The organism is uncultured Flavobacterium sp. (assembly GCF_951805225.1).
Taxonomy (GTDB): Bacteria; Bacteroidota; Bacteroidia; order Flavobacteriales; family Flavobacteriaceae; genus Flavobacterium.
The window spans coordinates 1,128,859-1,144,202 of record NZ_OX638201.1; the positions used below are offsets into that span (position 1 = coordinate 1,128,859).

Sequence of the window (15,344 nt, forward strand, 5' to 3'; positions counted from 1 at the left end):
AAAATAATTATACCCAACGCGGTTAATAATGTTCATTTACATCATTTTTCCCTCTTTAGCATATTCTTTTTTAATTCCCTGAAGCAGATGATTTAAGTTGATACTTTCATTTTTATCTTCTAAAGTTCTCAGACAGGCATATTGAATAATATTGACAATATTAGCGCCGGTAATATCGTATTTTTTCGAAAGTTCATTTAGATTTACATCTTCAGCAATCTTGATTCCTTTAGGCAGATTGTTTTTCCAAAGCTGTAAACGTTCGCCGTAAGAAGGGACTTCAAACTCAATTATAGATTGAAATCTTCGGGTAAAAGCGGTATCAATATTGGTTTTAAAATTAGAAGCCAAAATCACCAATCCCGGATGATTTTCGATGCGTTGCAGCAAATACGAAACTTCCTGATTGGCATATTTGTCGTGTGCATCCCGAACATTTGTTCTTTTTCCGAAAACGGCATCAGCTTCATCAAAAAACAGAATCCAATCTTTATCTGCGGCTTTATCAAAAAGAGAAGAAAGATTTTTTTCGGTCTCGCCGATGTATTTCGAAATCACCATCGATAAATCAATTCGGTAAACATCTCTTTGAGTATATTTTCCTAAAAGAGAAGCCGTAAGTGTTTTTCCGGTTCCCGGTGTTCCGTAAAACATAACTCTAAAACCCGGTTTTATTTTGGCTTTCATATCCCATTCATGCAACAGAATTTCGTTGAATTTAAGCCATGTTTCTATTTCTTTTATCTGATTTAAAGTAGAAGTATTCAAAACCAAATCGTCCCAATCTAATTGCGTTTCTATTAATTGCGCAGGGAAAATACTGCTCAACTGAGGTTTCAGGATTTTTCCGGTTATGAATTTTTCAATGTATTCCTCTTCTAAGATTAATAAACCGCTTAGTTTAGGTTCGCCATTTGGAACGGATTCTATTTTTATAATGCCTTTATGATAAAGATAAGATTGATTGTGTAGGTAATTATAGAATGAAATTCGGTTTTCAAGATCATTTCCTGCAACTAAAAACTGAGCCGTTTCTCCGGTTGGTAAAATTCCGCGATGATTTTTTGTTTTTATTCCGCCAAACTCAGGCAATTCACCGCCATTTGGTAAATATTCTGCAATAATCGAACTCAAAAAATCAGGCTTCATATGCGGAACAAGAGATAATCCTAAGATAAGAATGTCAATTTCGGACAGACTATTTTCGATGATAAATTCATCAATAAAACCATTTGAATCAAGTTGATTTAAAACAGGTTTTTCGATTTGATTCTCAACCTGAAAAAGAGTATCAAGCTGAAAAGCGAATTGGTTTTTTAGGTATGTGAATATATTTTCCATTTTATACTAATAATTCGATTGAAAAAAAGCTATTTGATCGTTTGAAAATTCTGATTCTCTCTAAAATCTATTCATACATTCTAGCATCTTTGATGAATTTTGAAATTGCTTTTTCATCAATTATTCCGAAGTCATATTTATTTTTATCAATAATTTCCTTTACAACTTCAGAATCTACAGGGTTTATTTGAAATAAAATATTTAAAAGGCTTGAAATAAAAATATAATTTTCTTCATAATCTATAGATAAATCTTTAAAAACAGCCAGAACCGTATCCTTGTGTTCGGGATTTTGAATAGCAATGTTCACCAAAGCCTTAAAAATTATTATTTTAAAATTCCAGTCATTATTTTTATCATTTAAAAAGGAAATAAGCTTTGGTATAGCATCATCTCCAATTAATGATAAAACCTTGGGTAATTCAATTTGATATTCAAAAGCCTCTATATTTTTTTTATTAGTTAATGCTTTTAATAACGAATCAACTGCATTTAGAATTTTAAGCTGACCTATTGCTCTCCATGCATGTCTTGCTCCAAAATCTTTTATTGTAAAACCAGAAACTGCCCGACTAAGATCTGATGTGTTAATTATATCAATAAGTTCCTCTGAATTTTCTTCTTTTAAGTGTAATTCTTTTACATAGTTAGGCCAGGGACTTGAAAGATCCGCTTGACCATAAGAAAATAATTCTTCTACTTCTTTTGAATATTTTTTCATTTTATATAATAATTATTGTCTTTAGTGATTTCGCCATTGCCTATTAATACATTGATTGCTCTATTAGCTTCAGTTGTATTTTTCTGAACGCCAGGTGCTCTCGCAATTGCAACAAATGAAGTAAAGGTGGTTTTTGTATATGTTATTCCATTTTTTACAATTGTTTGACCAGGTATTTTATTGGCATTTAATAAATTTTGAATTAAAGTTTCTGTTGGAGTGGCTGGTACGGCTGCTATGTTAGGAAAAGTGCCAGGTACAGTTTGAGATGGATAAATAGGAACCACTGTTGTTCCGTTTACTTCGTCAACTTGAGCTGTCATTGATTCGGCGATATAAAAACCTAAAGCTAATGTGATTTCTGCAGGCGTTGGTGCTGGCAAGGCTAATAAATGATCATTATTTGTGTTTTGAAAATAGTTGACAGTTATTGAATATTTTAAATTTTTGGCTTTGTTAGTTTTTCCGGCAGTTTCAGGTCCAAGTTCCATACGAGTATTTAAAGATTGTGTACCAAAAACAATATTCCAATTTGCCCAAGGACCAAATAAGTGATGTGACAAAACGTGAACTCCTTTTACCTCTGATTGATTTCCTGCATTTTTAGCAACATGGGTATTTATAAAACTATTTCCAGCGACAACAGATCTACTGCCACTTTCCTGACTATTTGTATTCCCTGGAAGGTTTGTTAATGGAAATGCTAAAACCTGAGAAGGTCTTCCTTGGTTCATTGTATAAGTAACATTCGTCAATGCTGTATTAGTTGCAGGAATTGCATCTCCGTCGATTAAATCTTGTTTTATTAAATCTAATTTTGAACTTATATGAGCTTGTAGATTTGCTTCAGGAATACTTCCTGGGTCATTTGCTTTACTTTTTCTGATATCGTCTAATAGAACTCCTTTTTTAGTTAATGCCTGCGTTAATTTTTGATCTTGTACACTATTCAAAGGAGAAGTTGTTAATGCTCTTCTTTGAGTAATTAAATTGTCTATACTTTTTGGATTAGCACTCGCTACTATTATAATAGGTGCCGATTCGTTACCTTGGAAATAAATTTCATGTCTCTCTCCATTTGCCAGAGTAAATTCTCTTCTCAATCCTAAGAATCCCAAAATAGCATCTCTGGCACTTGCACCCATAGCCATAGCTCTGTCTAATAATGCCATTCCTGTATCTACTGCTTTATTTACAAGCCATGTAAGCGCTTCATCTACCAGTTGGCGAACAGAAATAATCATTTCACCAACTCTTGCGCCAATTCCGGTTAAACCAACTTGATTTGCTAAGAATCCTATCACGACAGGCATAGCTTGTCCCATCGTTCTTTCGAGATAATTTGCTGCTGTGCCAACATTTCCTCGGGCAATATCGGCAACTCCGTTGACAAACGAATTGACAACTTCGAGCATTTCACGTAAGTATTTTATAAAACTTTGTATCGCATTAAAGTAAGCCATAGCGCCGTTTATTACCGCCATGATTCCGGTTGGGTCTAACATGCTCAAAAGTCTTGCGGTTATTCTGTTAACAATGCGTTCCATGACAAAGTTTTTTACAGCATCGAGAACGGTATTCCACAAATTACTAAGTTGTTCTTGTATTTTATCCCAAATGGCAGCCATACCGCGTTCCTGAACATCTTTTATAAATGTCCAGATACCTTCGAGCGTATTAATCGCGCTGCGGATTCTGGCAACTCTTGCAGGACCAATTCTAGGATGTGCGGCAAGTTTTTCCCAGATTCTTTCCATCGAAATATTCAGCACTTCTAATACCCAGGCAATAACGCCGCGTAAAGAGAAATCAGTAAGTACCGGAATATTGGCATCTTTCAACTCGCTCATCAGCCAGCCAGTTACACCGTTTATTAAATGGGTTACAATATTGTCAAAGAACTGTATGAATCCTTGTTTAAGCGCTCTCAATATATTTTTCAAGAAACCAATTGGGTCTTTCTTGATGTCTTCAATAGCTTCTAATGCTCTTGTAATGATATTTCCGATGAGGTCAAAAGGGAAATTCATGATTTCGAGAATAGCAATAATTACAATTCTCACAATTTCTGCCACGAAAGCAATTAGTCTTCCTATAGGTTCTCCAAATTTTTCGATAATTCTAATGAAAGCATCTATCGGATGAATCAGATCATTGATCGTCATCGAATCCCAAATATCAGTAAAGAGTTGAATTATAGATTCTGGCGTCATGTTGAGCGTCGCAACTGCAGCTTCAATTTCGCCTGCAATTCTGGCTATTGCACCAGATTCAACCATTTGTGCATATTGTTCTTCTCCGCCTTCCATTAGGCTCATAAAACCTCGTATTAGATTCGGAATTGTGCGTGGAACAGCTTCTTGTGTAAAAGGATCTTTTCCAATAATTACTTTCACAAGAGAATAACCTCTTACAGTTGCGGCTTGAGAAGACAGCCATCCTAATAGTGACTCCTTAACAAGTTCTAATACTTTTAATGCTACGCCCGATGCAAAATCCCAAACTCGTTGTAGGAATCCTCCAGCCTGATCTGCAAGCGCAGAAAGACTATCGCCAATGTTTGCCAGATTTGCAGGTTGAATAGCATCCCAGGCTGCGGTTATTAGTCCGCGAAGTTCGCCCAATAACGAGTTGAAAGTTCCAACCTGAGTGTCAAGCCAATCGGCAGTTTTTTGCAGCGTGCCTTTTTCACGCATTTGTTCAAGCTCTGTTTGCTTGTCTATCAGTATTAAGAAATCTTCTAATATTTCGACTGTTGTTGCATTGACTTCTACATCACGAAGCGGATCGTATTTGATTATTTTTTTGATTAATGACCAAGCTTTGTTTTCTGCCAATAAAGGTTCAGCAACACCAATCAAAGCTTCTTTTATCCAGGTAATAACCTGATCAACAAGCGAAGTCGCAAAATTTGTTACTCGATTTACTAACTCATTAAATTTAGTTCTGGCAACATCTATAAAAGTTGTAACCGAAGATTCGTCCCAGGCATCCTGAACGAGTTTGAGTAACGAATCCATACTAAGACCCAATTCACTCAAACGAGAGTTGACCCAATCAAAAACACGATCTATAATACCATATTCTTGTAATTTATCAAATATGGCTGTTCCAAACGGAATCAATCCCATAAATCCTTCAATAAGATTAATGGCATTTCTTTCGACATTTACATCGTTCAAAGGATCGTAACCAGCTACAACTGTAAGAAGCGTATAACCGGGAACATGTCTGACGTTGTCTTTTATAAAATCAGGAATTGCAAAGGACAATAACGAACCCTGAATCATTTCTGGAGCAGAGGAAATTGGTTCCGCTTTTTTTCTAATAGCTGCTCCTTGTTGTACTGTATGTGTTAATTCGTGAGCGAGTAAATGTTTACCGTCTTTAGAATTTGGATTGTATTTTCCTTCGTTAAAATAGATATTATTTCCTGTTGCAAAAGCCTGCGCTCCCAATTGCTTATTCATTTGAACAGCATTCGAATCATTGTGAATACGAACTTTGCTGAAATCGGCTCCAATACCGGATTCCATTTCAGATTTTACTTTTCCGGATAGAGGAGAACCGCCGCCTTTACTGCTGTTTAAATTGGATTCTAAATTTGAATTATCGCTAGGATTAGCATCGCCGGAAGGACTTTTTTGTATTTGTTTATCCTCGTCTTTACCTTGTTTATCTTCTTCTTTTTTCTGTTGTACATTTTCTTCTTCTCCTTTATTTTTATTTTGGATTAAAGGTTTTAGTGAAAGTGTATTTTTTGAGGTCGTTTCTGTTTTTTTGACTTCTGTCTTATTCTGAATAATCTCTTCTTTTTTCTGAACTTTATCTTCGAGTTTATGCTGAATTAACGTTTTGGAAGAAAAAGCCGGATTGATTTCTCGTTTTTCCGGTACTCTTGAATCGAGTTTATTTTGAATTAATTCCTCTTTTAACTGTACAACTGGCGTTATGGTTTCGGCTACAGTTTTTCGCTGAATTTCTTTGTTTTGCTGTTCTTGTTTTTGAACATTTCCTGCCAATCTTTTTTGTACTACTGGCGATGGCGAAAAGAAAGTGTCTGCTTTTGCCGTTTGTTTATTACTAACAACTTGGTCTGCAACTCTATCGGCTTCAGCCTCAAATTTATCGTTAGATTTTCCTATATTCAATTTTGCCTGTACCCCAAAAAAAGATTCCTTCCCCTTGTCATGATGTGACGCGGAGTGCGAAGGATTCGTATTTGTTTTTTTGGTTAAGACTGGCATATTTTATTGACTTACACTGTAATTTGATTTTAAAGCCGAACTTGATCTTGAATATATTCTAATGAAATATTTATCTCCCGGAGTAACACTTGCGATCTTAAATTCTAAAGTAGAAGGAATATTATCCGGAGATAGTCTTTTTGAACCTATATTAGTGTCATCTATAAGACCACATTTTATAACCTGAGCACTGAAATCTTCTTTAACCCAAGAGCCAACAGGAGTCACATAATCTACATCAATAACTATTTTTAAAGCATCACTTTTAGAAGGAACAAAAGTTTCAGTATAACAGGTATTTTCAAATTCAGAACACGAGCCGGATAAATTTAAGGTTGTAGTTTTACCACAATCCGAATCAGATAGTTTTTGAACATTATTTGATGTCTTGCTGCCCGTTTGCTGAATCGTATGCGTGAGTTCATGCGCAAGCAAATGTTTACCTTCTTTAGATTCCGGGTTGTATTTTCCTTTATTGAAATAAACATCGTTGCCATGTGTGAAAGCTTGTGCGCCCAATTCTTCGCTCATTTGAACGGCTTTGCTGTCTGTGTGGATGTTTACATTGCTAAAATCGGCACCAAAACCAGATTCCATTTCTCGCTTTGTGTTTTTATCCATTCCATTTCCACCGCCTTTTGAGCTGTTGAGGTCACTTTCGACGCCTTCATTTACAGAGTTTGACTCGTTTAATTTTGCCTGAACTGGTTTTTTCTCTTCCTTTTTGTCTTCTTTCTTTTGAGCTTTTTTGTCTTCGCCTTCGCAATCAGCACATTTTTTTTGTACTTTCTTGTCGTCTTCTTTTTCTCCTTTTTTCTGAACTTTTTTGTCTTCGTCTTTATCGGATTTCTTTTGGACTTTCTTGTCTTCGTCTTTTTCGCCCTTTTTCTGAACTTTTTTTTCTTCTTCCTTATCAGATTTCTTTTGGACCTTTTTGTCTTCGTCTTTCTCGCCCTTTTTCTGTACTTTTTTATCTTCTTCTTTATCAGATTTCTTTTGTACTTTTTTGTCGTCTTCTTTTTCTTTGCCTTTTTTTTGCAGAGGTTTTTCTTGAGCCAAATCTTGTTTTTGAACAGTCGAAATGGTTTCTGAAATAGGTTTTTGCTGCACAGCTTCTTCACTTCTTGATTGCAAAAGTCCTCCAGTTTTACGTTTGTTAACGACTTTATCAGCAACATTATCGGCTTCGGTTTCAAACCTGTCTCCGGGAGTTCCTGTAGTTAGTTTCTTTTGAATTTTTGGTCCAAAAAAAGGAGAAGGAGAGGAGTTAGCTATTTTTTTTTGTTCAAATTCTCTCATGATTTATTATTTTACCATCTTGAATTAATAATTTGTTTCACTAAACAAACTGCAGATTATTCGCCACAACACCTTCTTTCTCTAATGCGTTTTTTATTTGCATATACCAATACGGAAATATTTTAGAGAGCCGAAGTTCAATCTCGTCAACAACATATTTTTCATATTTTTTCATTCCAAAAAAATGAGAATACCCAATATTATCGGCATATTTTCCTTGTTCTGTTATGTTTTCTCCTTTCAATAATATTGTAGGATTATTGTTTTTATAATTCAACAGCGATGCAAGCGTATATTGTTCGATTAAAATGCAAGTCTCATAACCTTCTTTTTTCAATACAGAAAAGTTGTTTTGGTTTTCAACGTATATTTTTTCCAAATCATAATAGCTTTTTATAAATTCATCGCGAAGCTTGAGATCGTTAAAACCAAAAATTCCGCAATTATAAGAATAGCCCAAATTGTTATGCCAATAAGGCAAGTTATTGGTGTATTTATTGAAAAATTCTACTTGCTTCTTATAATGAATTTCATAAGTATCTTCTTTGCGTTCTACTATTACATCATCAAAACTAAAATCAATTTTTTTCTTAATAAATATGTCAGTATCTACGTGAACAAATGGTTTCGTTTGTAGTTCCATAGCATTAATTTTAGATTTCATCCAAAGCTCAATTCTGTTGTCATTATTCACTTTGGTAACCGCACAAGGAAGCATATATAGAAACTTAAAGCCAACTTCATCTACATAAAGCTCAATTTCATCATACCATAAATGACTATATAAGACACTCAGCGCAGTCATATAGATAGTTTCCTTTAGTTTGTCTCCCATATTCCATCGATTATTTGTTATAGGACGCACATCAAGGCTATAAATCATCTTGTGTCTTTGTTTCATATATAGCTATTTATAGTTCAACACTTTAAGCATAATTGTTTTAACACATAGAAACATAGATTTTGTAACTTCGAAAGAAGGCGTTTCACTTTTTTTAAACACATCCCGAAGCTTCGGGACTAGCTATGTGAAAGAAATGTATTTCTTTATTGCATTCTTTTTTTTAAAGTGAAATCTATGTTTCTATGTGTTAAATTTCACGCATTACATTACACTCAACGTGTAGTTTTATTTTAAACAATACCTTCTTTCGCCAAGGCACTTTTTACTTCTTTGTACCAATACGGAAACAGTTTAGAAAGCCTGTTTTCGATTTCCTGAACAATCTCAATTCTGTATTTTTTTTGACCGGCAATATGTGTGTAACCAATTTTATCTGCAAGCTGACTGTTTTCGTACAAGTTTTTTTTCCAAAGCAATAATGTTGGTTTAACATTATTGTGATGTAATAATGCCGCAAGATTATATTGTTCTAAAACAATACAAGGTTCTACTTTTGTTATTCCCGGATTATTATTTTTTATAAAAATTTCCTCTAAAGCATAAAAAGCTTTTAGAAACTGATCCCGAAGTTCTAAGTCTCTAAAACCCAAAACTCCGCAGTTAAAAGCATATCCTAAATCTGGTTTCCAATACTCTAAATCCTGAGTAAACTGATTAAAAAAATCCAAACGATATTGATACATACTGTATAACTCGTAATCGTTTTGTTCGACAATTACTTTCTCAAAATCAAAATTTATTTTTTTCTTTATAAAGGCGTCATTATCAAGATGAATAAAAGGTTTAGTTTGTTTTTCGATTACATCAATTTTCGATTTCATCCAAATAACAGTGTCTTTATTACTGCTAATTTTACTAACTCTGCACGGAAGCATATATAGAAACTTATAAGCCGTTTCATCAGCATAAAGTTCGATATCCTTATACCACAAATGGCTATATAATATGCTCAATGCAGTCGAATAAATTGTTTCTTTAAATTTATTCCCTTCATTCCATCGATTGTTACTTATAGGAAATGCATCTAAGCTGTAAATTATTCTAGGCTCTTCCCTCATAATATTTTTTTTTTAATAGTATGAATTAAGTTTTTCTCTTCCAGAAAAGTTACATTGTTGTACAAAGAAGCTTTTCGGCTGTGTTTGTACAATCGTCTCCATTCATAATCGTTACCTTTTGCCTGTGAGGTGTTTAGATGTATTTCGTTATTGTGATTGTCTTTACTTTCTTCAAACGAAGTATGCCAGACCATTTTACCCAACAAAGGCGATTGTATATGAGTTTCATTAGAAAAATCCCTTGGAAAGCTGTCTATATTTATCGAAGTTTCTCCAACTCTGAATATATTTACCAACGCTTCACCATTTTTTGTTTTATAGAATTTAGACAGATATCTTCTTGTCGCCAATTTGGTTATCATGGGTTGTAAATCCTGTTCATTTTCAAAAATTATATCGATATCATTAATTGTAATGTCATAATATTCGCGAAGATTAATATAGTCTGCAATTCCTCCGCAAAAGACCACTTTAGACATGTTTACATTATTAAATAAAAACTCTAAAGCCATTTGCTGAAAGCCGCGAATATTTCTTTTATCGTATTCTAAAAAAGAGGTATTTTCAACATTCATATCTATAATTTTTACCAGTTAACATATATGATTCGTTTTTTCCAAGCCAATTTTATTATGCTCAAATTCCAGCTTAATTTGTCTAATAAAACATCTTGTGTTTTTCGTTCTATAATTATTGTGGGATTTTCGTCTCCAATAACACTCAGTTTTCCGGGACGTTGCAAAAACTCATTTTGTAGCAATTCTGCCGATGATTTTTTCATTATATCCCAATTATCCAATACCGCTTGGAGCATTTCTGACGCTTCTTTTTTCATTTCTTCAGATAGTATAATGTTTCTTTCAATAGGTTCGTCTATTGGAATATTACATAAGAATTTTTCGAAAGTCATAGCGTTTTCATAATCCTGTTCTTGTCCTGTAGCAACATAATGCAAAAGATGCGTGGCAACTTCGGGATCATTTATCGTATTGTCTTTATCTAGCAATTTGCAATTAACAAACAGCGATTTCAAAAAGGGATGAATCAGCATTAAACCTGCATTTTCAACATATAAACCGCTGATATCTGCTTCTAATATGTTTTCTTTTTTGTCAAGAGAAAGCTCTTTTTTATCGATTACTTTTTCGTCATTATTTGGCATTTTTTCTTCTGAATCATTTGATATTGATTCGATATTTTTCTCGTTGTTGAGAACAGTTTCTTCTTTATTTTTTATCGAAATAAAATCAGGATCGGGCGTTGTCGTTTCCTTATTTTCCGAAATTTTTTCTGCTTCGATTTCTGCTTCTATTTTAGTTTTATTTTTTGTCTCTGATTCTGTTTCAGGTTTTATTTGTGCTTGATTTTTTTGGAAAGTTTCTTTTTCCGATTCTTTTCCTTTTAAAATAATTTTGTCTAATTTTTTTTCGATATACAGAATAGTAGCATTGAGATTAGCCAACAATTTCAGTTCGTTTTGGTTTTCAATTTGATTTTCAATTTCCTTTAGAAAAAGTTCTGTGTGTTGTAAAAAGTTGTTCTTTTTATGAAATTCAAACACATTACAAATCAATCTGAAAAGCTTTTGTTTTAAAATTAAATCGCTTGTTTCCAAAAGACTAAAAATAACAATTTCCCACATTAAAAATCGTTGATTCGGAATCAATTGATTTTTTGAAATACGGGTTTCAATTTGTTTTTTTATCGCTTCAATCCTGATTATTTTGGAATTACCGTCAGCACTATTTTTTTTAAGTAATATTCCTTTTTTAATAATTGTTACAATTTGTTCGTCATTAAATTGTTTAATAAATCGTGTTCTTGCAATCGGTTTTCGTACTGTATTTTTCCATTTAAAAGAAAAGCTTTCATCGTTTAGTATTTCACCAAATACATGATCGTCAACTATTTTAAAATTATGATCTAAAGTTGTCCACCAAGCATTTGTGCCTGTTTCCAGGAAATAAAAAAAGCTTTCGATTTCTTTTTCTTGTGGTTTGATGACTTTGTAACCTTCTATATTATTTGAATCTTCTTTTTCAAAAACTTCTTCAACTTGTTTGGTGATTTTGTTTAGGATTTGCTCTTTAAAATCTTCAAAATTCAAATTTTGATTTATAGCAATATCAATGTTGAGTTTGTCTAATTGAATACTGTGCGAAGGATTTTTAGAATCCAATTCATCAAAGTAATTTTCTAAAACCTTGAATATTTCCTGTTGCAAAAACGCATCAATATTGTCCTTGAGATAATATCCCTTTTCTTTAGAATTGGTATTTATCTCAAGGAAAACTTTATTGATGATATGTTTATTTGAATTTAGCACTAGTTGTAAGTTCGTTTATTTGTACATTTAAATTAGTCAGTATAAAATCAACTTTTGGGAATACTTTTAGCATGCTCAACAAGAAGTCTTTCAATGCTCCGTTTGTATCGGTATTGAATTTTATTTCGGTGAAATTTTTAAATAAAGTATTAAAAAGCAATATTGTCGGGAAAATTTGTTTTTCTGCTGCTTTAAGCGTTTCCGGATCCTGACATCTCAAAATAGTGTAAAACAATGAAGTATTTAATTTTATAAGTGTTTGTACCGCAGTAATCTGGTTTAAATTTTGAAGTCTAATCGCAGCGGCAACAACTGTAGATATAGAATTAAAATATTCCTGTGTGAACATTTCAGCTATTTTATCATTTGACTTACCGTTGATATAATCCGGAAGGTTTTTTTGAACCTCAGTAAATCTTTTTTCAGTATCAGAAATGAAGTTAACAGTCTCCTTATTGAATTTATTTATATCGGAAGTTTCTTTTAAATTGGTAGTCGTTTCAATTGATTCTTTTACAAATAAATCAGCATTATCAAGACATAGATTTACTTCGGGTACTTTTTTAAACTCAATTAATTTAGGACCATCAGTTATTGAGCCACATTTGCCTTCGGCAGTCAATGCTACGAAAATAGAAGGTGCATTAAATGAAGAAACTAGCCTTGTTATTGGATCTTTTTTATCCGTACTTATTATTTCCTTATCAATTTGCCAAGTATAAGTTGCGGCATTTACAGAGTTGTTGGTTAGGGTTAGATTTCCCAATGGATCGATAACAAAAGCAAAACTTGCAGTAGGCAGATCTAAAAGCGTGATTGTAAGATTAGAGGGTTTTCCGTCTATCAAAATATTTACGCTTGAAACACCAGGAGAAACACTAGCGGGATTAAACTGAACTCCTGCTCTTGTTATTAGAATTACTCCTTCTCCGGAAATAACAGCTCCTTTTACATTTGGTTCAAGCGTAAGTATCACTGGTTTATCGTTTCTGCAAAAAGATATTTTATTCACTAATTTGCCATCTATCAGTACTTTTGGATCTTCAATTTCAAAACTTACTTGATGACTGATATGAAAACCACAATTACCATTATCTGCATTAAGAACAACATCAAATGTGAATTTTTTCTGTGATTCACTATTATACTTGTAAATGTGTTTTATTTCTGTTTTATCATCTGCGATAAGTTTGGTATTATCTCCAAAATCCCAGATATATTTATTGCCGGCAATATTATCTCCGGTTATGGTAAATGTAACTTCGGTTTCGTTAATTCCTGATGGTTTTAAAGGAACTGCGGTAAAATCGAATATTGGTTTTTCGAAAATGGTTATCGCACAATCCGTATCAAAATTATTAACTGTAAACGTTATGGTTTGACCAATTAATTCTTTGCTGACAAAATTTGGATCAAAAACAAGCGCTCCAAGTTCATTTACCGTTATTCCTCCGTTTTGATCGTATCTCACATTGGCTTTTACAAAACCTCCCGCCGGAGAAATTTTAAAAGGCAGAGGTGGTGTATTGCTGTCGAAACAAATTTTATCTACAGGCAAACTAAGACCAATATTGTTTTCGTCACAACATAAATAGGGAATCGAAAAATCAGCCACAATTGGATTTAAAATCGGAATTCCTTCAGCAAATTTTTCAAAATCACCTGTTAAAGATGGTCTTCGAGTATTGTAATAGTAATAATAAGGCACTTTTTCTTCCAGATAGATCATTATAAATGTACCTCCGGGAACTACGCCGGCTTTGTGCTCATAACCATGATTTTTGTTTAGGTAATATTTGGTGAAATTCTGAATGGTTTTATCCAGCTCATTAGCGTTTACCGCTAGAATCATTATGTTGAATCCGAGTCCGTTATCTAATCTAATTTGTTGAATAGCTTTTAGTGCTTCTTTGTAATTGCGTCCCTGATGTCCTTCGATTCTATAGAAATCGCTATCAAGATGAATTTCAAGTGGATTTTTAGTATCCAGTAAATCATCGTGATAACTAACATTGTTTTTTTCTAAGCCTAAAATGGTTTTATCAAAATCCCAAGCTTTAATAAGCGAATCATTTACATTGTTGTAAAATGGAATGGCTTTTTTACCCAATTTACCCAATTGCAAAGAGGGCGTAATTTTTATAAAATCAAATGCTGAGTTGTAGTTTTCTAATAATTGAGCACTTCTCAAAATAAGACTGTACATTCTTTGTTTGGCTGTGTTTTCGCCATAGCATAGTTGCAGTTCCTCTGGAGTTTCTTCTTTTTCCTTTTCCTTTTTTACCGAATCTTTAGAAGGAATTTCAGCATCTGCAAGACAATCATTGCAAGTAGTTAGGTTTTCTCCTGTAAGCAAAGGCGATTTGTAAAAAGCATGACGGAATTCAAAACAAGGTTCTGTTTTTATTAATTCTCCAAGCATTAAATGTTTTGGAAAAGCATTAATATCAGGAGAGCAATAACTATCGTCTATAGAAAGCAAAAGCGCTCTGATTTCGTTGTAAGTATCAACAAGATCGTTAAGCAAATCATACAGATATTGAAAATCGGCAGGAAGTACCGGATCTCCCTCAAAATTAAATAGTTCGTCTATCTTTTTTTGAATGGAATCTAAAACGGTTGGCATATTCAAGCCTTTCAGCAATTGAGTGTAGCCTTCCTGTAGATTTTTAACCACATTGTTTTTGAAAATGCCTTTGGTAAAAGTTTGTTTTATGGTTTCAAGATGTACAAAATCATCTGGTTTAAGTACAATTCTATTTGATTTTAGGTCTGGTAGTGAATAGTATAAATTAGAATAATTGATTTTGCCAATCATGCTGTCATGATTCATAATTTGTTTGGCAACGTCTTTGCTGACAATTAAAACTTTAAAATTGCCCACAATTTCTAATCCCTGATTGTCACACGAAAGACTTACGCAAAGGTCAGATTCTTTTTCATAAGACTCTAAATACAAAAGAATTACGGCATCTTTAAACTCAAATTTTGTATTTGCGCTAAATTCTGCTAAAGCAAAATTGGGATCTTTTTCTTTTTTTTGATCTTCTTTTGTCAAGAGTTCAAAAAGTGGCAATTGCTTGTTTGCTCCATCATAAAAGAAGGGTTTATAAGCTGCTTTTTTATTATCATAAATTTTGCAATGCGTATAGGTTTTGGAGTCAAAATCCATTTTTTTGTTTCCTAATACATCTGACTGATATAATTTAAAAAGATCACCATCTGTCGTTATACCATTTCCTTGTGTTATTGAAATGGTTTGTTGATCCGGATTATAAGCAGAATAAAATCCGCAAACTATACCAACGCCACTCAGGTAAATGCGGGAAAGGCGATCCTGATCGTCAAAAAAATCTACTACCTCATTAAGGTTTCCTTCTGTAAGTACCTGATTCTTTGTGAATCGGCGGTATTGTGTTGTTATTGTTGAAAGTTTTGCTGACATGGG

The 15,344-nt window shown here is 33.3% G+C and carries 9 protein-coding genes; all 9 read right to left on the minus strand.

All coding sequences use genetic code 11. From position 1 onward, the window contains the following. Positions 1 to 36: 36 nt before the first annotated feature. Entirely contained in the window at positions 37 to 1,341 is a 1,305-nt protein-coding gene (locus WN975_RS04830; protein ID WP_337965490.1) for an ATP-binding protein, read from the minus strand. A 67-nt stretch (positions 1,342 to 1,408) separates the two neighbouring features. Then, positions 1,409 to 2,062 (minus strand): hypothetical protein, encoded by a 654-nt coding sequence (locus tag WN975_RS04835; RefSeq protein ID WP_337965491.1) that lies wholly within the window; start codon positions 2,060 to 2,062, stop codon positions 1,409 to 1,411. Then, a complete protein-coding gene (locus tag WN975_RS04840) occupies positions 2,059 to 6,309 on the minus strand; it encodes a DUF4157 domain-containing protein (RefSeq protein ID WP_337965492.1) in 4,251 nt (1,416 codons plus the stop codon). Before WN975_RS04840 ends, WN975_RS04835 begins: the two co-directional genes overlap by 4 nt. Positions 6,310 to 6,312: 3 nt before the next feature. Continuing rightward, positions 6,313 to 7,608, minus strand: a complete 1,296-nt coding sequence (locus tag WN975_RS04845) for a DUF4157 domain-containing protein (RefSeq protein WP_337965493.1) — start codon at positions 7,606 to 7,608, stop codon at positions 6,313 to 6,315. Positions 7,609 to 7,648: 40 nt separating this feature from the next. After that, positions 7,649 to 8,509 (minus strand): hypothetical protein, encoded by an 861-nt coding sequence (locus tag WN975_RS04850; protein WP_337965494.1) that lies wholly within the window; start codon positions 8,507 to 8,509, stop codon positions 7,649 to 7,651. Positions 8,510 to 8,742: 233 nt separating this feature from the next. Then, positions 8,743 to 9,570, minus strand: coding sequence for a hypothetical protein (locus WN975_RS04855; RefSeq protein ID WP_337965495.1), 828 nt, complete (start codon positions 9,568 to 9,570; stop codon positions 8,743 to 8,745). Next, complete coding sequence (locus WN975_RS04860) at positions 9,567 to 10,145, minus strand: hypothetical protein (protein WP_337965496.1); 579 nt, start codon at positions 10,143 to 10,145, stop codon at positions 9,567 to 9,569. Before WN975_RS04860 ends, WN975_RS04855 begins: the two co-directional genes overlap by 4 nt. 11 nt (positions 10,146 to 10,156) lie before the next feature. Next, complete coding sequence (locus WN975_RS04865) at positions 10,157 to 11,896, minus strand: contractile injection system tape measure protein (RefSeq protein ID WP_337965497.1); 1,740 nt, start codon at positions 11,894 to 11,896, stop codon at positions 10,157 to 10,159. Further along, complete coding sequence (locus WN975_RS04870) at positions 11,880 to 15,341, minus strand: hypothetical protein (protein WP_337965498.1); 3,462 nt, start codon at positions 15,339 to 15,341, stop codon at positions 11,880 to 11,882. The genes WN975_RS04865 and WN975_RS04870 overlap by 17 nt, the downstream gene beginning before the upstream one ends. Positions 15,342 to 15,344 lie beyond the last annotated feature (3 nt).

Bases quoted from the DNA above. Each gene is read 5' to 3' on its own strand.
- WN975_RS04830 (WP_337965490.1), bottom strand. From the start codon at position 1,341: ATGGAAAATATATTCACATACCTAAAAAACCAATTCGCTTTTCAGCTT.
- WN975_RS04835 (WP_337965491.1), bottom strand. From the start codon at position 2,062: ATGAAAAAATATTCAAAAGAAGTAGAAGAATTATTTTCTTATGGTCAA.
- WN975_RS04840 (WP_337965492.1), bottom strand. From the start codon at position 6,309: ATGCCAGTCTTAACCAAAAAAACAAATACGAATCCTTCGCACTCCGCG.
- WN975_RS04845 (WP_337965493.1), bottom strand. From the start codon at position 7,608: ATGAGAGAATTTGAACAAAAAAAAATAGCTAACTCCTCTCCTTCTCCT.
- WN975_RS04850 (WP_337965494.1), bottom strand. From the start codon at position 8,509: ATGAAACAAAGACACAAGATGATTTATAGCCTTGATGTGCGTCCTATA.
- WN975_RS04855 (WP_337965495.1), bottom strand. From the start codon at position 9,570: ATGAGGGAAGAGCCTAGAATAATTTACAGCTTAGATGCATTTCCTATA.
- WN975_RS04860 (WP_337965496.1), bottom strand. From the start codon at position 10,145: ATGAATGTTGAAAATACCTCTTTTTTAGAATACGATAAAAGAAATATT.
- WN975_RS04870 (WP_337965498.1), bottom strand. From the start codon at position 15,341: ATGTCAGCAAAACTTTCAACAATAACAACACAATACCGCCGATTCACA.